The organism is Vibrio rotiferianus CAIM 577 = LMG 21460, assembly GCF_002741985.1.
GTDB classification, from domain to species: Bacteria; Pseudomonadota; Gammaproteobacteria; order Enterobacterales; family Vibrionaceae; genus Vibrio; species Vibrio rotiferianus.
On sequence record NZ_APHW01000003.1, the window covers coordinates 39,241 to 56,650 of the forward strand.

Annotated in this window: 13 protein-coding genes, 1 rRNA gene, 1 pseudogene and 1 other annotated feature; of the genes and pseudogenes, 7 read left to right on the top strand and 8 right to left on the bottom strand. The window is 44.9% G+C overall.

Annotated elements, in window-relative coordinates; translation table 11 throughout:
* Positions 1 to 20 precede the first annotated feature (20 nt).
* A pseudogene (gene tyrA / locus B853_RS02390) lies at positions 21 to 1,150 on the top strand (bifunctional chorismate mutase/prephenate dehydrogenase).
* A gap of 68 nt (positions 1,151 to 1,218) precedes the next feature.
* Here tyrA and B853_RS02395 read toward each other — a convergent pair.
* From B853_RS02395 to ettA, 3 genes are all read right to left on the bottom strand, one after another.
* A complete protein-coding gene (locus B853_RS02395; protein ID WP_038884899.1) occupies positions 1,219 to 2,220 on the bottom strand; it encodes a M23 family metallopeptidase in 1,002 nt (333 codons plus the stop codon).
* 26 nt (positions 2,221 to 2,246) lie between these two features.
* Positions 2,247 to 2,615 carry a PilZ domain-containing protein gene (locus tag B853_RS02400; RefSeq protein ID WP_010446041.1) on the bottom strand — a complete coding sequence of 123 codons (369 nt, stop codon included), beginning with the start codon at positions 2,613 to 2,615 and terminating at the stop codon, positions 2,247 to 2,249.
* Positions 2,616 to 2,817: 202 nt separating this feature from the next.
* The gene (gene ettA, locus B853_RS02405; protein ID WP_010446043.1) at positions 2,818 to 4,485 is read right to left on the bottom strand and encodes an energy-dependent translational throttle protein EttA; all 1,668 of its coding nucleotides are present in this window, start codon (positions 4,483 to 4,485) and stop codon (positions 2,818 to 2,820) included.
* A gap of 375 nt (positions 4,486 to 4,860) precedes the next feature.
* Between ettA and sltY the strand changes: the two genes are divergently transcribed.
* Positions 4,861 to 6,807, top strand: coding sequence for a murein transglycosylase (gene sltY, locus B853_RS02410; RefSeq protein WP_038884897.1), 1,947 nt, complete (start codon positions 4,861 to 4,863; stop codon positions 6,805 to 6,807).
* A 13-nt stretch (positions 6,808 to 6,820) separates the two neighbouring features.
* Positions 6,821 to 7,123: a trp operon repressor gene (gene trpR, locus B853_RS02415; RefSeq protein WP_010446046.1), complete on the top strand. Its 303-nt coding sequence runs from the start codon at positions 6,821 to 6,823 to the stop codon at positions 7,121 to 7,123.
* An 81-nt stretch (positions 7,124 to 7,204) separates the two neighbouring features.
* Here the strand turns inward: trpR and yjjX are convergent, their stop codons facing one another.
* The 5 genes from yjjX to B853_RS02440 all read right to left on the bottom strand — a co-directional run bounded on the left by yjjX (position 7,205) and on the right by B853_RS02440 (position 12,199).
* Positions 7,205 to 7,738: an inosine/xanthosine triphosphatase gene (yjjX, locus tag B853_RS02420; protein WP_010446048.1), complete on the bottom strand. Its 534-nt coding sequence runs from the start codon at positions 7,736 to 7,738 to the stop codon at positions 7,205 to 7,207.
* Positions 7,739 to 7,762: 24 nt separating this feature from the next.
* Positions 7,763 to 8,941 carry a prephenate dehydratase gene (gene pheA, locus B853_RS02425; protein WP_038884894.1) on the bottom strand — a complete coding sequence of 393 codons (1,179 nt, stop codon included), beginning with the start codon at positions 8,939 to 8,941 and terminating at the stop codon, positions 7,763 to 7,765.
* Positions 8,942 to 8,954: 13 nt separating this feature from the next.
* Positions 8,955 to 9,077: a sequence feature (Phe leader region), on the bottom strand.
* Between the two features lie 108 nt (positions 9,078 to 9,185).
* Complete coding sequence (gene hpf, locus B853_RS02430; protein WP_005447957.1) at positions 9,186 to 9,512, bottom strand: ribosome hibernation-promoting factor, HPF/YfiA family; 327 nt, start codon at positions 9,510 to 9,512, stop codon at positions 9,186 to 9,188.
* Positions 9,513 to 9,879: 367 nt separating this feature from the next.
* On the bottom strand, positions 9,880 to 11,349 hold the full coding sequence (locus tag B853_RS02435) for an MltF family protein (protein WP_010446059.1): 1,470 nt from the start codon (positions 11,347 to 11,349) through the stop codon (positions 9,880 to 9,882).
* 121 nt (positions 11,350 to 11,470) lie between these two features.
* The gene (locus B853_RS02440) at positions 11,471 to 12,199 is read right to left on the bottom strand and encodes an outer membrane protein assembly factor BamD (RefSeq protein WP_010446061.1); all 729 of its coding nucleotides are present in this window, start codon (positions 12,197 to 12,199) and stop codon (positions 11,471 to 11,473) included.
* A gap of 136 nt (positions 12,200 to 12,335) precedes the next feature.
* Between B853_RS02440 and rluD the strand changes: the two genes are divergently transcribed.
* The 4 genes from rluD to B853_RS02465 form a co-directional block, all read left to right on the top strand.
* Positions 12,336 to 13,313, top strand: a complete 978-nt coding sequence (gene rluD / locus B853_RS02445; protein WP_128826793.1) for a 23S rRNA pseudouridine(1911/1915/1917) synthase RluD — start codon at positions 12,336 to 12,338, stop codon at positions 13,311 to 13,313.
* A gap of 1 nt (position 13,314) precedes the next feature.
* Positions 13,315 to 14,043, top strand: a complete 729-nt coding sequence (pgeF, locus tag B853_RS02450) for a peptidoglycan editing factor PgeF (protein ID WP_038884938.1) — start codon at positions 13,315 to 13,317, stop codon at positions 14,041 to 14,043.
* A 146-nt stretch (positions 14,044 to 14,189) separates the two neighbouring features.
* A complete protein-coding gene (clpB, locus tag B853_RS02455; RefSeq protein ID WP_010446067.1) occupies positions 14,190 to 16,763 on the top strand; it encodes an ATP-dependent chaperone ClpB in 2,574 nt (857 codons plus the stop codon).
* Between the two features lie 522 nt (positions 16,764 to 17,285).
* Positions 17,286 to 17,410, top strand: a 16S ribosomal RNA gene (locus tag B853_RS02465); the annotation flags it as partial.

Sequence of the window (17,410 nt, forward strand, 5' to 3'; positions counted from 1 at the left end):
ACGGGATTTAAGGAACATCAATGGCAGTTGAACTTAACGCATTACGCGATCAGATTGATGCAGTCGACAAGCAAATGCTAGAGCTATTAGCTCAGCGTTTAGCACTAGTAGAGCAAGTGGGTGAAGTAAAAAGCGAACATGGTTTGCCAATTTATGCCCCAGATCGTGAGGCGGCAATGCTGGCGTCACGACGAGCTGAAGCTGAAAAAATGGGAATCCCCCCCCACAGCTGATTGAAGACATTCTTCGTCGAACTATGCGTGAGTCTTATGCCAGCGAGAAAGATTCCGGTTTTAAGTGTTTGAACCCAGAATTGCGCTCAGTGGTCATTATTGGTGGTAATGGCCAGTTAGGTGGTTTGTTTGGCCGAATGTTTAAGCTATCTGGTTACCAAGTTAAAGTGCTGGGTAGTAAAGACTGGGATCATGCTGACGACATCCTGAAAGATGCGGGGCTGGTTGTCGTTACTGTACCGATTCATCTAACAGAAGGTGTGATTGAAAAGCTAGGCAACCTGCCAAAAGACTGCATTCTGTGTGACCTGACTTCTATTAAGTCGAAGCCTTTGCAAGCAATGTTGAATGTGCATCAAGGCCCCGTAGTTGGTTTACACCCAATGTTTGGCCCAGATGTTCCGAGCCTAGCGAAGCAGGTGATTGTGTACTGTGATGGTCGTGGTAACGATCAATACCAATGGCTATTGCAACAGTTTGGTATTTGGGGCGCAAGTCTGTGCCAAATTGATGCGCAAGAGCACGATCATGGCATGACTTTGATTCAGGCGCTGCGTCACTTCACTTCGTTTGCTTACGGTATGCACTTAAGCAAAGAGAATCCAAACATTGAACAACTGCTCAAACTGAGCTCACCAATTTACCGTTTGGAGTTAGCGATGGTAGGGCGTCTGTTTGGTCAAGATCCAAACCTCTACGGTGACATCATTCTTTCGTCGCAAGAGAACATCGACATGATTAAGCGATTCCACCAACGTTTTGGTGAAGCGCTAAGCATATTGGATAGCAAAGACAAAGCGGAGTTTGTCGAAAGTTTTGAACAAGTGAGTGATTGGTTTGGCGAGTACTCGCAGCAATTTATGAATGAGAGTCAGAACCTACTCAAACAAGCTAACGATAATATCCATCGTGGATAAGCACTGATTTTAGATGCAAAAAGAGCAGCTCACAGGCTGCTCTTTTTTATTTGGATGCCGAGAGATGATCAGTTGGTCGATGTACCACTGTTGTCTTCACTCGATACTGTGCTAATACTGGTATCACGGTAGGGTGAGTTAGTCAGGTTGATTTGCAGACGAACGACATTATCAATCAATTGAACCAATGGTCCCCATTTCACCTTTTTCTCTTTTTCGAACGCGTAGTTGAAGTTTTCAGGTGTCCAATCCATCAGGTATTGAGGGTTCAACGCACGACCCAAAAAGCGCACTTCATAGTGTAAGTGTGGGCCAGTTGAGTTACCGGAATTACCACATTTTGCAATCACATCGCCTTTACTGACGAATTGACCGCTCTTCACTTTAAATCTGCTTAGGTGAGCAAACGAGCTCGAGAAACCAAAAGAGTGACGTAGAGTCAGGTAGTTGCCATAACCTCTGTTACTTGGTCGTACTGTTTCCACAACCCCATCAGCAGGGGCGAGAATCTCTTCACCACGCTTACAGGTGAGATCGATACCCGTGTGAACATGGCGTTTACCAGAAATAGGGTTAATACGACTGCCGTATGAAGATGAAATACGCTGGTAGGTCATCGGGCTATCGTTTGGTATCAAGCGGAACATGGTGGCTCTTACAGCAGAGTCAATGGCGGCAGCATCAATACGCTCTTCTAGAGCGAGATTGCTTTCTTCTCCGATCAATTCTTCATCTGCGAGGCCAAGTACAGACTCTACATCAAAGACTCGTTTGCCTAGTAGTTGAATCTGGTTGTTTTTATCTGTTAGCGACTGAGATAGCGAATGATTAGTATCTAATTGCTCTTCATACAGCGCTGTTATCTGAGCTTTTTCGCTTTCTAGCTTCGCAATGGTTTGGCTCAAGTTTTCTTGGTTTTCAACTTGCTGCTGATTCAAATACCAGGCACCACCGATGACCGCAGGGAGGGCGAGTAGGGATGCAAAAAACGCGAGGACCGAAGTGCGACCCAAATAAAAAAGCTGATCGCCGTTTTTAGTCGGGACCTGCATGGTTATTTTTTTAGACATGGCTCTTTACTGAGTTGAGTGGTGAATTACTCTGCCCCGAGATCTGAAAGATGCTCTAACTCTCGGTTCAGTAGTTCATCACTACCAACATTCAATTCTATGAAACGTCGTAATTGACTAATGCTATCAATATCAATGCTGCTAATTTTAAGCCGAATGGCATTCTGATTCAAACTAACGATGTTAGCATTTAAACATACACTCTGTTCAGACTCAGAAAATACGAAACAGATTTCAACAGGAGAGTGAAGATCTAACTCTGCCGGTGAACTTGTTTCGAGTAGCAATCCGTGCAAAGACAAATCTTGAATTGTGGTATCGAGTTGGTTTGGCCCTTGAGTGAGCGTAGCAGGTACACGATAGATAATACGAGAAAAGCGGCGTCGTTCCGTCATAGCACTTTCTTTTTTTGTTCGATATGACTAACTAGTCTATCAGAAAGCGCACTAATTATTCGATCTTGGTTCAAAAACTGCGGTTTTAAAACAAGATTCTGGCTAAATATGCAACAAAGGTCGCCATGATAGCGACCTTTGAACAAATTACAAGCACAGGCGGTGTTTAGATACCACCTGGCATATCAATACCGCGTCTAAATTACTTAGATACGCGCTTGTATTTGATGCGGTGTGGTTCAGCTGCTTCAGGACCAAGGGTCTTCTTCAGCCACTCCATGTACTCGTTGTAGTTACCTTCGTAGAAGTTAACTTGACCTTCATCGCGGTAGTCGATGATGTGCGTCGCGATACGGTCTAGGAACCAACGGTCGTGCGAGATAACCATTGCACAGCCAGGGAACTCTAGTAGTGCTTCTTCAAGTGCACGTAGTGTTTCAACATCTAGGTCGTTGGTTGGCTCATCGAGTAGCAGTACGTTACCACCTGCCTTAAGCAGCTTCGCAAGGTGTACACGGTTACGCTCACCACCAGATAGCTCGCCAATCACTTTCTGTTGGTCTGAACCTTTAAAGTTAAAGCGTGAACAGTATGCACGAGCTGGGATTTCGAAGTTGTTGATCTTGATGATGTCAGCGCCTTCAGAAATCTCTTGGAATACCGTGTTCTTGTCGTTCATTGAGTCACGGAACTGCTCAACAGACGCCAATTTCACTGTTTCACCTAGCTCAATCGTACCTGAGTCTGGCTGCTCAGTGCCGCTCAGCATCTTGAATAGAGTCGATTTACCTGCACCGTTGGCACCGATGATACCGACGATTGCACCCTTAGGCATGCTGAACGATAGGTCATCGATAAGAACACGACCGTCGAATGACTTCGTTAGGTTGTTCACTTCGATAACTTTATCACCTAGACGCTCACCTGGCGGGATGAACAGTTCGTTAGTTTCGTTACGTTTTTGGTGATCCGTGTTTTGTAGCTCTTCAAAGCGCGCCATACGTGCTTTCGATTTTGCCTGACGACCTTTAGGGTTTTGACGAACCCACTCAAGTTCTTTCTCGATGGTCTTCTGACGAGCTTTTTCTTGAGATGCTTCTTGTTGTAGACGAGCATCTTTTTGCTCCAGCCAAGAAGTGTAGTTACCTTCCCATGGAATACCTTCACCACGGTCAAGTTCTAGGATCCAACCCGCTGCGTTATCTAGGAAGTAACGGTCGTGGGTAATCGCAACTACAGTACCAGTATAGTCAACTAGGAAGCGCTCTAGCCATGCAACAGACTCAGCATCCAAGTGGTTGGTTGGTTCGTCTAGTAGTAGCATGTCTGGCTTTTCTAGAAGTAGACGACAGATTGCAACACGGCGACGCTCACCACCTGATAGGTGCGCGATCTTTTGATCCCACTCAGGAAGACGAAGCGCATCTGCAGCGCGCTCTAGCGCGTTGTCTAGGTTATGACCATCTTTAGCTTGGATCAGAGCTTCTAGCTCACCCTGTTCTTTTGCAAGAGCGTCGAAGTCAGCATCTGGTTCTGCATATGCTGCATATACCGCATCCAAACGCTTAAGCGCGTCAGCAACATCTGAAACGGCTTCTTCAACGATTTCACGAACGGTCTTAGATTCGTCTAGTACAGGTTCTTGAGGCAAGTAACCTACGTTTAGACCTGGTTGTGGACGAGCCTCACCATCAATATCAGTATCGATACCCGCCATGATTCGTAGCAGTGTTGATTTACCTGCACCGTTCAGACCTAGAACACCGATTTTTGCACCAGGGAAGAAGCTTAGAGAGATGTCTTTAAGAATTTGACGCTTAGGTGGCACGATTTTGCTCACCCGCGACATGGTATATACGTATTCAGCCATTGCCGATCGTTCCTAAATTAACTGTCATTCAAAGGCTCTATTTTATACCAACTACTTGAGTTTTGTTACCGCAATGCAAGAAATTCACAGCTCGTGTGATTTCTTCTTCATTGCTGACCGGAAACTCACAACGTTAGGGTATACACTTTTCTTGTTCACCTTAAATTCAATGTACCGCGATTCATCAGGAAGAATGGATTGTTGGGAATCTATTTGTCTTGAAGGGTTCTAAAGTTTCACAAGTACAACATTTATTACATCAAGTCGCTTTACAATAAGAACTTAATACGGTGTAAATAGATGCATATGATTTATGACTTGTTGCGCCTTGTATCCACTAGCGGCAAGAAATAAAGCGATAAACGTCTGGGGAAAATGACGCACATGAGATTCAACGTATCGGAATTGGCTAAAAGAGTATGCTACGCAGCCGCTTTATGTGCGGTAAGCGTGTCAGCAAATGCTGCGCTGAGCCTAGAAAAACAGCGCCAAGTTTATGAGCAAGCTCAGGATTTATTAGACAAAAATGACATTGATGGTTACTTGTCTATCCGTTCTAAAATTGCTGACTATCCACTGACACCTTATGTGGATTATCGAGTGTTTCTGAGGCAATTGTCGAACCAGTCTCCACAGCAGGTTGATGAATTTATTAAAGATCATGAGGCTTTTCCATTTTCGCGTCGGATTCGCGCTCCTTACTTAGATAGCCTATATCGCCAGAAGGATTGGAAAACCATTACTGAGTTCCAGAAAGTGGAGCCGAGCGGTGAGCGTTATCAGTGTATTTTTTATGTGGCCCAATTAAAACAAGGCAAACAAGTCGCTGCGTTTAAGGGCGCTGAGCATATGTGGTTGCGAGGTAAGAGCATCGCCGATGAATGTGACCCATTATTCTCAGCTTGGGACAAAGCGGGAGAACGCACTGATGACATGATCTTGCAACGCATGTTGTTGGCGTTCGATGCGCGCAATAGCGGTTTGATGAGTTACTTGCAAAAACTGCCAGAGTCAGCGAAAGCGCGGCAGCAAGCGAAAGCGATGAAAGTCTTGTTTGATAAACCGGAAACCGTTGCGGATTTTGCTAAGAAGCAACCTGCCAATGATTTTTATCGAGCACAAACTGAATATGCGTTAGAAAAGTTAGCTCGAAAAGATGTTGGTAAAGCGCAGAGTGCATACGCGACGGTAGTGAAAGGGCAAAAATTCTCCCCTGAGAAAGCGCAAGCTCTGGCTGACTACATTGCGATCCGTTTGATTCGTACTGAGTCGGACTCATTAGCAAATTGGCGTGATGATAAAACGAAGTCGAGTAAGAATTTACCCTTGATTGAAAGCCGTATTCGTTTGTCGATCCAAAACGGCGATTGGAAAGGCGTACAGAAGTGGATCGCAGTACTCAATGATGAAGAGCAGGCGTCGCTTCGGTGGCAATATTGGTTAGGACGCAGTGAGATAGCGATGGGTGATGAAGTCGCAGGTAAGCAAAGACTGTCTAAGTTAGTTGGTCAACGTAACTTTTACAGTGTTGCAGCGGCCAATGCTATTGGTCAGTCGATAAAGTATCCGTCCTCGACAATTAAGCTAGAAAAAAGAGTACTCAAACAATATCAGAGCTCTTTAACGCGAATTGAAGAGCTTATCGAAACCGACAAAATTGCAGCTGCAAAGAGTGAGTGGTCTCATTTGCTTGGTCGAGTGAGTAAAGAAGAAAAAACGATGTTGGCCGCTTATGCTGCTTCTAAGCGTTGGCATAACTTAACGGTCACAGCAAGTATTCAAGCAAAAATGTGGGACAACATACCATTGCGTTTCCCGATAGCTCACCGCTGGTGGTTTAACTTCTACGCTGAGAAGCACAATATCGACCCGATCACTATGATGTCACTGGCTCGACAAGAAAGTGCTTTGGATTCAGAAGCGCGTTCACCCGTTGGTGCTCGAGGTTTGATGCAAATTATGCCAGCAACTGCGAAGTACACGGCACGCAAGTACAAGCTCAAGTATCAAGGTACACAAGACTTGTATAACGTGGGTAAGAATATCGAAATTGGTAGCCACTACTTACAAGGTTTGATGGAGGATTACGATAATAATCGTATTTTCGCGCTCGCTGCTTATAATGCAGGGCCTAACCGAGTAAAAACATGGCGAGAGCGAACTCAAGGTAAAGTGGATGCTTATTCCTTTATCGAAGCGATTCCATTTAAAGAAACTCGCGGTTATGTGCAAAACATCTTGATGTTTGAAACCTATTACCGCGATCTTTTAGGTGTCGATGGTGCGTTCTTGACCCCAAATGAGATCAATACCAAGTATTGAGTGAGGTAACTTGATGTCACACGAACCTGAGTACAAAGACTGGCAGCAGATTGTTGAACTGATCCGTTCAAGCGTGGATAACCAGCAACATGAGATGTTGTTGACCATGTTAATGACGCCGGATGAGAGAGAGTCGCTCACTGCACGAGTGAATATTCTTAATGAATTGCTCAAAGGTGAGCTTTCTCAACGTCAAATCAGTCAAATGTTAGGGGTAGGCATTGCAACCATCACTCGTGGTTCGAATGAGTTAAAGTCGAAGTCCGATCTCGACAAAGACAAACTTAAGACATTATTAGAGCAGGGCGCTCAATAATCTTTGAGTCGAACTCTCTGAGGTACAGACGGCAAAAAGGGCGGAATCTCCGCCCTTTTTAATGCGAGCTTTACACAGTGACTACAAGTTAGCAGGGAAGTGGTCTGGATTGGTAAATGGAATTAGCGCCAGAATCAAAGCCTGGTGATAGACCGAGCTGCGAGTCAGTTGGTTTTGAGTCAGTAAACCAATAGCACCGCCTTTTTGTTTGATGTTATCAGTACCAAATACTTCGTCCATTACATCACCAAGTTCATTGGCGTGTTCCAGTTTTTGTAATACTTCAGGTGGCAACATCAGACTCGCCGAACGAGATTCACCTCGGAGTGTGTCAGACTCTATCACCATCCAAGCAAATGTAACTGACCCTTCAATTCCCGCTTCCAAGCCCACATAGAAATCTGCACTTGGTATTTCTGCTTTAGCGTTACGAACTCGGTTCAATGCGCCAAGGTGAGTTTCTTCATTCGACATCGGTTGATCTGCGACTTCACTCGGCACACTGACTCCAACAAACTCAAAACTATGCTTAGGGAGTGCACTTTGAAATGCACTCTCTACCGCTTTGATTTTTGCAGGGTTCAAGGAAGCGATAACGACTTTTTGGGTTGCCATGATCTTTTTACCTATCGTAGTCCATTAGCTCAGTTTTACTTGAGTCGGTTTCACGTTTTCACTTGGATAACAGCCCAATACTTTCAAGTGCTTAGTGATCTTTGTGAGCTCATCTAATACTTGTTGCATCTCCGTAGAACCAAGGTGGGATTCAAGGTCGACATAGAACATTTCTTCCCATGGGTTACCCATGATTGGACGAGACTCTAACTTGGTCATGTTGATGCCAAAACGTTGTAGAACCAGCAGCGTTTCTACCAAAGAGCCTGCCTCTTGCGAAGTCGACATGATCAGCGTGGTCTTGGCTGGAATTTGCGTAGACACTTCAACTGGTTTACGAGCGACGACGATAAAGCGAGTGTGGTTTTCGGTTTGGTTTGCGATGTTACCTTGGATAGCTTGTAGGCCATAAAGCTTGCCACTTGAAGCGTTACCAATTGCAGCTACGTCATCGCGGTTAAGTTCTTGTACTTTTTGCATCGCATCAGCAGTACTTGCACAAGACTCTAGTTTCACACCTTTCATACGGCTAAGGAATTCGCTGCATTGCTGGTGTGGCTGCGGATGTGAGTAAAGGGTTTTGATATTCTCAAGGCGAATGTCTTTGGTTGCTACTAGGCAGTGCTCAATCGGTTGAGTCAGTTCACCAACGATGTATAACGTTGTGTGTTGTAGAAGATCGTACACTTCGTTGATAGAGCCAGAGCTGGTGTTTTCAATTGGCAGAACGCCGTAGTCAGCATGGCCAGATTCTACTGTCTGAGTCACTTCTTTGAAGTGTTCACAGTTGAGCTCAATCAGCTCTGTATTCTTGCGACTGAAGTATTCACGGCTAGCAAGATGAGAGTAAGAGCCTTTGGCACCAAGGAAAGCAACACGAGCAAGAGGCTTACGGCTTTGCTGTGGATTCACGAGGTTTTGCAGGTAGCTTTGTTGAAGAAGGACAGAATCTTCAATAATGGTATGGAAAAGCTTGGTGATGTACTGAGCGTCGAGTTCGTATTTATCACGGCCGTTGGTGATCAGTTTAACCAGAAGTTGTTGTTCACGGACTGCGTCACGAACAGGTTTTGAAGTTTGGACTTTGCTTTTTGCCACTTCAATGCTGAGCTTTCGGCGTTCGGACAGCAGGCTTAATAACTCGTCATCGAGTTCATTCAAACGTAAACGAATTTCTTCCAGGGAAATAGGTTGGTCAGTCATCAATTCTTTCCTTATAAAAAAAGCCCCCCCGATTTGGGAGGCTTTCTGTTTGTTTTTGACTTTTCTTTCACAAACGAGTTAGCCCCTCCAACTATGGAAGGAAAAAGAAGTCAAAAAGAAACAGGTTAGTTGAGTGCATAAATAGTGCTTAATTTGTGAGTGTTTAAACACAATAAGCAAGCAGGCGGGGAGCGTCAAGCAAAAAAATAGCGCCTTTCGGCGCTACTTCCTCAATCTGGACGTTTTACTCTTCTTCTTCCACTAGCTCAGGCTTATTCGCACGTCGAGCTTCAGGTTTGTGGGTCAGCTTATTCAGTTGTCGTTCTAGTTTTTGCTCCACTTCATTAATAGCTGCGTAAAGATCTTCGTGAGTTGCTGAGGCGATTAGCTGGCCTTTAGGAACTTTAATAACGGCTTCGAATTTCTTCTGTTTGTTTGGTTCCTCGCTGAATGTTGCTTGGCATCCAATGATGTCTACTTGCCATTTCTCCAGCTTTTTAAATTTGCTCTCAATATGAGCGCGGATTGCAGAGGTGATTTCGATGTTTTTACCAGTAATGTTCATTGTCATAAATGTTTTTCCTCTGTTTCATCCCTCATGGGTTGAGTTCAGATTACCGCTTTGAGGAGAAAAGAATGTGATCTAGATCGCTTTTTTGGATGGGTTTTTCGAGATGAAAAATGAATGTGATCTCACTCAAGAACTGCTGAGATTTATGTGAAAATTGCTTGTTATCGGATTCGAAATCATTAGATTGGATAGAGTACTGAGCTGAAAACTAACCCGTTTTTAGGGGAGTTATACGGCCTGTAATTCTAGTTAGTTAAAAATTAACCAGATCAAAGATGTGAATCAGATCACTCTTAAAGTGCACAATAAGTTAGATTCAAAAACGCCGCTCAATTATTGAGCAGCGTTTTTGGTTTTTAGTCCTGGATTAAGGTGTTTGGTTGACTCTGTGAAGCGGTGTCATAAAGACTGGATCCTCTGGAACTAATCGGACGTTATCGAGTGTCTTTGCAAGATCGAGGCTTTCTAACTGTTTGTAGATGACGTAGTAGCGGTTCACATTGGTTACGTATCTCCCCGTTTCTCCTAAACTTCTGCGCGTTACGACTTCAACATTATTGAACCATACGTTAGGGTCGTAGCCTTGTTGAGCTGCGCGCTTACGCATTCTCTCAATATTTCCTGGTCCTGCATTGTACGCTGCTAGTGTTAAGTAGAGTTTGTTCTCTTTACTGATGGCATTATCACTGAAGTAATACCGGCGAAGAAACGCTAAGTATTTCACCCCTGCATGAACGTTGTTCTCTAGATTACGGACATTCTTAATATTCACATTAGGATCACTCGCTGTGCTCGGTAAAATCTGCATAATGCCGACTGCACCACGGCTTGATACTAAGTTGTTGTCAAACCCTGATTCCTGATACGCCACTGCGGCGATGAGCAGGTAATCGAAATCATATTTCTCTCCATATTTAGTAAACAGTGAAGAGAGCTTTTCTAGTTGAGCAATCTTTTTCGGATTCAGAGCCTTGTTAAGCCAATTGGTATTATCGATGTATTTCCCATAGATGACGTTGCCAAGTAGGGTGCCGGATTTAGCTGTACGAACAAACTTATTCACCACCTTCATTAACTCGGGGCTATCGTGGCGCATTGCCCAAGCAATTTCCCCTCCTTTACGGATTGGTATTTTAGTATGGGCTCGTATGTCATCCATAAAACTCATCCACAGCTTGGCTTTGTGGCTATCAAGAACGATAGCTTTGACATAACCGTTGTTAAGCATCCCAACCAATTCGTAATCTTGTAGTGTTTCTTCGATAAAATGCACCACTATTGGCGGTAAGCCTTTCTTATTGAGTTTTTTGTTTAAGGCTTGAATGCTTTCAAAGTAGCTTGAACTCGCCCGGAGCCAAATCTCTTTCCCACTCAGTTGCTCAATCTTGGTCATCGATGGGGTGTCTTTGTTTGTGATGACCCACTCTTCTATCCCTGAAATTGCCGGATCACTAAAGTCGACCAGTTTTTTGCGCGCTTCGGTAATGGTGAGATTCGCGACGACCAAATCTCCTAAGCCCTGCTCAAGAGAAGGTAATAGCTCATCACGAGAAACCGGGATAATTTGAATATTGAGTTTTGGCTTGAGCTTACGGAGATCTTTTTCGAAATGAGCCAGTAGTTCTGCTCCTATTCCTTTTGGTTCTCCACCTTCTACGTAATAGAAACCAAGATCGGCAGAGACGAGTACGCGTAATACGTTTCTTTCTTTAATGACGTCGAGATCGCCAGTGTAAGGCGGTTGTCTGAGAGGGGATAGCTCGAGCGCAAAACTCGAAGCGGAGACTAGGAATAACAGTCCTGTCCATAACTTTGATAGTGTCACGTTCACATCCATGCTGATGGTGAAGGAGAATCTTAAGCATATGTAGTGCTTATAAAATCATCAAGTTAGTGGATGGGGCAAAATTAAGAGGGGTAAATAAAACCGCCACAGTTTTCGCTGTGGCGGTTGGGGATTATTTTACAGGATTAAGCTTGATTAGCTCTTCTGTTCTAGCAACCGCGTCTTTTAGATCAAGCTGCTTGTAAGCTTCAAGTTGAATCTCAAGCGACTTACGAGCGGCTTCAGTATCTGGGAACGATTTTTGTAGCTCTTGTGCGCGGTTAATTGCAGCAATCCAAGCTTCACGGCGCAAATAGAAGTCAGCTGTTGCAAGGTCGTAGTTTGCTAGACGGTTCTTCAGTGCCACCATACGTTTTTGCGAATCTTCCGCGTAAGGGCTGTTCGGGTAGCGCTCTAGCAGTTTTTTGAAATCATCGAATGCTTTCTTCACCGGCTCTGGGTCACGGTCGCTACGGTCTACGTTGAATAGGTCATGCATAAAGTTACGGTCTTGCGCCATGTGGCTCAAACCACGCATGTACAATACCCAGTCCATTTTTTCATGCGTTGGGTTTAAACGCATAAAGCGAGAAATCGTTGCCAGGCCGAGGGCTAGGTCGTCGTTTTTGTAGTACGCGTAGATAAGGTCAAGTTGCACCTGCTCAGAGTAGGCACCAAACGGGTAACGCGAATCTAATGCTTCTAATTTCTCGATGGCTGAAAGCCAGTTACCACTTTGAAGAGACGTTTGTGCGTCTGCATACAGTTCAGAAGGTGGCACATCAGGAACGATTTCTTCTTTGCTTGCACAGCCAAACAGAAGGGATACCGCTAAAAGGCCTATTAAAGTCTGATGTTTCATATCAGGAGTCTGTTCCTTGAATCTAAATATTTCTTAAGCTGCCGTTACTTTCTTTCCAGTAACAGATACAATGACGTAATAGTCTATTTTTCCACAGTCGTGAGCATTAGTCTCACAGTTTTTAAAAAAGTTCGATATGGCTCAGCAGATTGTTTTAACCAACACCGTAAAAGATAGCCAGTTAGGTCAACGTTTAGACCAAGCTATCGCCGAATTGTTCGCTGATTTCTCTCGCTCTCGCTTGAAAGAGTGGTTGCTTGACGGGAAAGTACAAGTGAATGGTGAAGTTGTCACTAAACCTCGCACCAAAGTAATGGGTGGTGAGGAAATTACCTTGCAAGCCGAGCTGGAAGATGAAGAGCGCTGGGAAGCACAAGATATCCCGCTAGATATCGTCTACGAAGATGAAGACATCATCGTAATCAACAAACCTCGTGATTTTGTGGTACACCCTGGTGCAGGCACACCGGATGGCACAGTGCTAAACGCATTGCTGCATCATTACCCAGACATCGCTGAAGTACCTCGTGCAGGTATCGTGCACCGTTTGGATAAAGACACAACAGGTCTGATGGTGGTCGCGAAAACTGTTCCAGCTCAAACTCGCTTAGTTCGTGCACTGCAAAAACGCAATATCACTCGTGAGTATGAAGCGATTGCAATCGGCCGTATGACGGCGGGCGGTAAAGTGGATCAGCCGATTGGCCGCCACTCTACTAAGCGTACACTTATGGCGGTTGCTCCTTTGGGTAAACCGGCGGTAACACACTACCGTGTAGCGGAGCACTTCCGTGAACACACGCGTATCCGTCTTCGCCTAGAAACAGGCCGTACACACCAAATCCGTGTGCACATGTCTTACCTACAGCATCCGCTACTTGGTGATACTGCATACGGCGGTCGCGCACGTATTCCTACTGGAGCATCGGAAGAGCTTACTGCAATGATCCGTGGCTTTGACCGTCAAGCGCTGCACGCGGTAATGCTACGTTTTGAACATCCTATCACTGGTGAGGAGCTAGAGTTCCATGCCCCGGTTCCTGATGACATGGTTGCGATGACAGAAGCGCTGCGTAAAGATACAGAAGAGTTCGGTCTGCCTGACGAGTTCTAATATGAAGACGATTCTCCCTAACTGGCCCGCACCAAAAAACGTTAAAGCTTTCGCCTCTACTAGAGTCGGAGGCTTTTCGAGTGCACCTTATCAAGGGCTTAACCTTGGTGCTCATGTTGGGGATGACCCGTCCATCGTAGAAAAGAACCGTGCTTGGTTGGCGCAGCAAGCTGATATGCCAAGTGCGCCAATTTGGTTGAACCAAACTCACTCTACAGTGGTCGCTCAAGTGAGTGCGCCAACGACTCAAGTGCTTGATGCTGATGGTGTATTTACCTCTGCAAGCAATGTAGTCTGTTCTGCTATGACTGCGGACTGTTTGCCTGTTCTGTTAACCAATACGCAAGGCACCCAAGTTGCGGCAGTTCATGCTGGTTGGCGTGGCTTAGCAAATGGTATCGTTGAAAACGCCCTCGAGTTGTTTTCTGGGGAAGTTATGGCGTGGTTAGGTCCTGCAATTGGTCCTCAAGCATTTGAAGTCGGTGAAGATGTTCTGCAAGCCTTTGTGGATTTCGACTCGCAAGCTCATCAAGCGTTTACTCCGCGTGATGTTGAAGGCAAGTGGTTGGCGGATATGTCCAAGCTTGCAACTCAGCGCCTCAATAAACTTGGCATCACTCAGGTATTTGATTCTGGCCTGTGTACTTTCCAAGACAAAGAAGACTTCTATTCCTATCGCCGCGATGGTGTGACTGGTCGACAAGCGACTTTTATTTGGATCGAGGACTAACTAGTACAGCGCAAAAGTGCGAAGATGCCTATCTTCATTTTTGCAAAGCTATCTTTATTAATTAACTCCCTTGAAATTCTCCCTTTGCGTATCCATCTTTCTAACTGTCAAAAGAATTTTCTTAAGTTGAGGTTAGGAAGAAAGATATGCGTCTTGATAGATTCACAAGTAAGTTTCAAATCGCTATCTCTGATGCTCAGTCACTGGCGTTAGGGCGCGATCATCAATATATCGAACCAGTGCACCTAATGGTGGCACTGCTTGATCAGAACGGTAGCCCAATTCGTCCACTTCTCACGATGTTAGATGTCGACGTCAGTCATCTACGCTCTAAATTGAGCGAAATGTTAGACCGACTGCCTAAAGTAAGTGGCATCGGCGGTGATGTTCAGCTGTCTAGCTCTATGGGGACACTTTTCAATTTATGCGACAAAGTGGCTCAAAAGCGTCAGGACTCCTACATCTCTTCCGAAGTCTTTTTGCTTGCGGCATTAGAAGACCGTGGCCCACTTGGTCAGCTATTAAAAGAGATGGGCTTGACCGAGCAGAAAGTCAGCCAAGCGATCGAAAAGATCAGAGGTGGTCAAAAGGTCAATGACCCGAACGCGGAAGAACTGCGCCAAGCATTGGAAAAGTTCACCATAGACCTAACTGAACGTGCAGAGCAGGGCAAGTTAGACCCTGTTATCGGCCGTGATGATGAAATCCGCCGTACCATCCAAGTATTGCAGCGTCGTACCAAGAACAACCCAGTGATCATCGGTGAACCAGGTGTGGGTAAAACCGCTATCGTAGAAGGCTTGGCTCAACGCATCATTAATAATGAAGTACCAGAGGGACTACGTGGTCGCCGCGTACTTTCGTTAGATATGGGCGCACTTGTTGCAGGTGCAAAATATCGTGGTGAATTTGAAGAGCGTTTGAAATCGGTATTGAATGAACTAGCCAAAGAAGAAGGCAATGTCATTCTGTTTATCGATGAGCTTCATACCATGGTTGGCGCAGGCAAGGGCGAAGGCTCTATGGATGCGGGCAATATGTTAAAACCTGCATTGGCTCGTGGTGAGCTTCATTGTGTGGGCGCAACCACGTTGGATGAATACCGACAATATATAGAGAAAGATGCGGCACTTGAGCGTCGTTTCCAAAAAGTGCTGGTGGATGAGCCGAGTGTTGAAGATACGATTGCAATTCTTCGTGGTTTAAAAGAACGTTATGAGCTTCACCATCACGTTGAGATCACTGACCCTGCTATTGTCGCTGCGGCAAGCTTATCGCATCGTTATGTCTCAGATCGCCAGTTACCAGATAAAGCGATCGACCTAATTGATGAAGCCGCTTCTAGTATTCGTTTACAGATCGACTCTAAGCCAGAGTCGCTAGACAAACTCGAACGTAAAATCATCCAACTGAAGATTGAGCAGCAAGCACTAAGTAACGAGCATGATGAAGCTAGTGAAAAACGCTTGGATGTGCTTAATGAAGAATTGAATGAAAAAGAGCGTGAGTACGCAGAGCTAGAAGAAGTGTGGAATGCTGAAAAAGCAGCACTATCTGGTACGCAACATATTAAAGGTGAGCTAGAGCAAGCCCGCATGGATATGGACTTTGCACGACGCGCTGGTGACCTAAACCGCATGTCTGAGTTGCAATACGGCCGGATTCCAGAACTTGAAAAGCAGTTAGACCTCGCGACTCAAGCTGAAATGCAAGAGATGACGCTACTGCGTAACAAGGTAACAGACAACGAGATTGCAGACGTACTCTCTAAGCAGACGGGTATTCCTGTCTCAAAAATGCTTGAAGCAGAAAAAGAGAAACTGCTCCGCATGGAAGAGGTACTGCACAAACGTGTGATTGGCCAGGCAGAAGCAGTTGAAGTGGTATCTAATGCAATCCGTCGTAGCCGAGCTGGCTTATCGGATCCGAACAAACCGATTGGTTCCTTCTTATTCTTAGGTCCAACAGGTGTAGGTAAAACTGAACTGTGTAAGACACTCGCGAGCTTTATGTTTGACAGCGAAGATGCCATGGTGCGTATCGATATGTCCGAGTTCATGGAGAAACACTCTGTGGCGAGGTTGGTTGGTGCGCCTCCGGGTTACGTTGGCTATGAAGAAGGTGGTTACTTAACAGAAGCGGTTCGTCGTAAACCTTATTCTGTCATCTTATTAGACGAAGTAGAGAAGGCACATCCAGATGTGTTCAATATTCTGCTCCAAGTATTAGATGATGGACGATTAACTGACGGCCAAGGTCGCACTGTTGATTTCCGTAACACCGTGGTCATCATGACGTCAAACTTGGGTTCTGCTCGTATCCAAGAGAACTTTGCTACGTTGGATTACCAAGGTATAAAGAATGAGGTAATGGATGTGGTTAGCAAGCACTTCCGCCCAGAGTTCTTAAACCGTGTTGATGAAAGCGTAGTATTCCACCCGCTTGGTCAAGAGCACATTAAGTCGATTGCATCTATTCAGCTTGAGCGTCTAGCGAAACGCTTAGAAGAAAAAGGTTATCAATTAGAGGTATCCGACAAAGCCCTCGATTTGATTGCTCAAGTTGGTTTCGATCCCGTGTATGGTGCGCGACCTTTAAAACGTGCAATTCAACAGAATGTTGAGAACCCATTAGCGAAATCAATCTTGGCTGGCCAAATATTGCCAGATAAGAAAGTACAGTTGATTGTGAGCAATGACCAAATAATCGCTCACCAGTAATTGCATCAATGCATTGAAAAGTGAGACCAAGTTCAAGTTTTAGGGGGCGTTAGCCCCCTTTTTAATACACTTTTATCGGGTTTTGATTGTTTTCTATACGAACAAACCAAAAAGATAAGTTTTTTTGAAAAATAGGCTTGTGTTCCTAAACTAACTCCCTATAATGCGCCTCCGTTGTCACGGGAAAGCAAGCAAAGCGAAGCCGAGATAACAAGGTCAGTGAGTTCTAAAGTAACTCACAGAGAAATAACTTAAAAAAGTGTTTGACACGATAAGTTATCTCGCTAAAATGACCGTCCACTTTGAAGAGAAGTTCAGAGTGTGCTCTTTAAAAATAAGAACCTATCAATCTGTGTGGGCACTCGTTGATGATAATCCAATTAGATATTTCTTTCTTAACGGAAGGCGGTATCAAATTAGGTTTCAATGAAACGAAGTGACCATTGAATCGAAAGATTCAGCACAGTCAATTCAAACATTACTTATGTAATGTTCAGTATTCATTGAGCCGAACAAAATCTTAAATTGAAGAGTTTGATCATGGCTCAGATTGAACGCTGGCGGCAGGCCTAACACATGCAAGTCGAGCGGAAACGAGTTATCTGAACCTTCGGGGAACGATAACGGCGTCGAGCGGCGGACGGGTG

Coding starts and splice junctions, on each gene's coding strand:
- B853_RS02435 (WP_010446059.1), bottom strand. CDS start 11,349: ATGGATGTGAACGTGACACTATCAAAGTTATGGACAGGACTGTTATTC.
- B853_RS02400 (WP_010446041.1), bottom strand. CDS start 2,615: ATGACGGAACGACGCCGCTTTTCTCGTATTATCTATCGTGTACCTGCT.
- sltY (WP_038884897.1), top strand. CDS start 4,861: ATGACGCACATGAGATTCAACGTATCGGAATTGGCTAAAAGAGTATGC.
- trpR (WP_010446046.1), top strand. CDS start 6,821: ATGTCACACGAACCTGAGTACAAAGACTGGCAGCAGATTGTTGAACTG.
- pgeF (WP_038884938.1), top strand. CDS start 13,315: ATGAAGACGATTCTCCCTAACTGGCCCGCACCAAAAAACGTTAAAGCT.
- pheA (WP_038884894.1), bottom strand. CDS start 8,941: ATGACTGACCAACCTATTTCCCTGGAAGAAATTCGTTTACGTTTGAAT.
- hpf (WP_005447957.1), bottom strand. CDS start 9,512: ATGACAATGAACATTACTGGTAAAAACATCGAAATCACCTCTGCAATC.
- ettA (WP_010446043.1), bottom strand. CDS start 4,485: ATGGCTGAATACGTATATACCATGTCGCGGGTGAGCAAAATCGTGCCA.
- rluD (WP_128826793.1), top strand. CDS start 12,336: ATGGCTCAGCAGATTGTTTTAACCAACACCGTAAAAGATAGCCAGTTA.
- yjjX (WP_010446048.1), bottom strand. CDS start 7,738: ATGGCAACCCAAAAAGTCGTTATCGCTTCCTTGAACCCTGCAAAAATC.
- B853_RS02395 (WP_038884899.1), bottom strand. CDS start 2,220: ATGTCTAAAAAAATAACCATGCAGGTCCCGACTAAAAACGGCGATCAG.
- B853_RS02440 (WP_010446061.1), bottom strand. CDS start 12,199: ATGAAACATCAGACTTTAATAGGCCTTTTAGCGGTATCCCTTCTGTTT.
- clpB (WP_010446067.1), top strand. CDS start 14,190: ATGCGTCTTGATAGATTCACAAGTAAGTTTCAAATCGCTATCTCTGAT.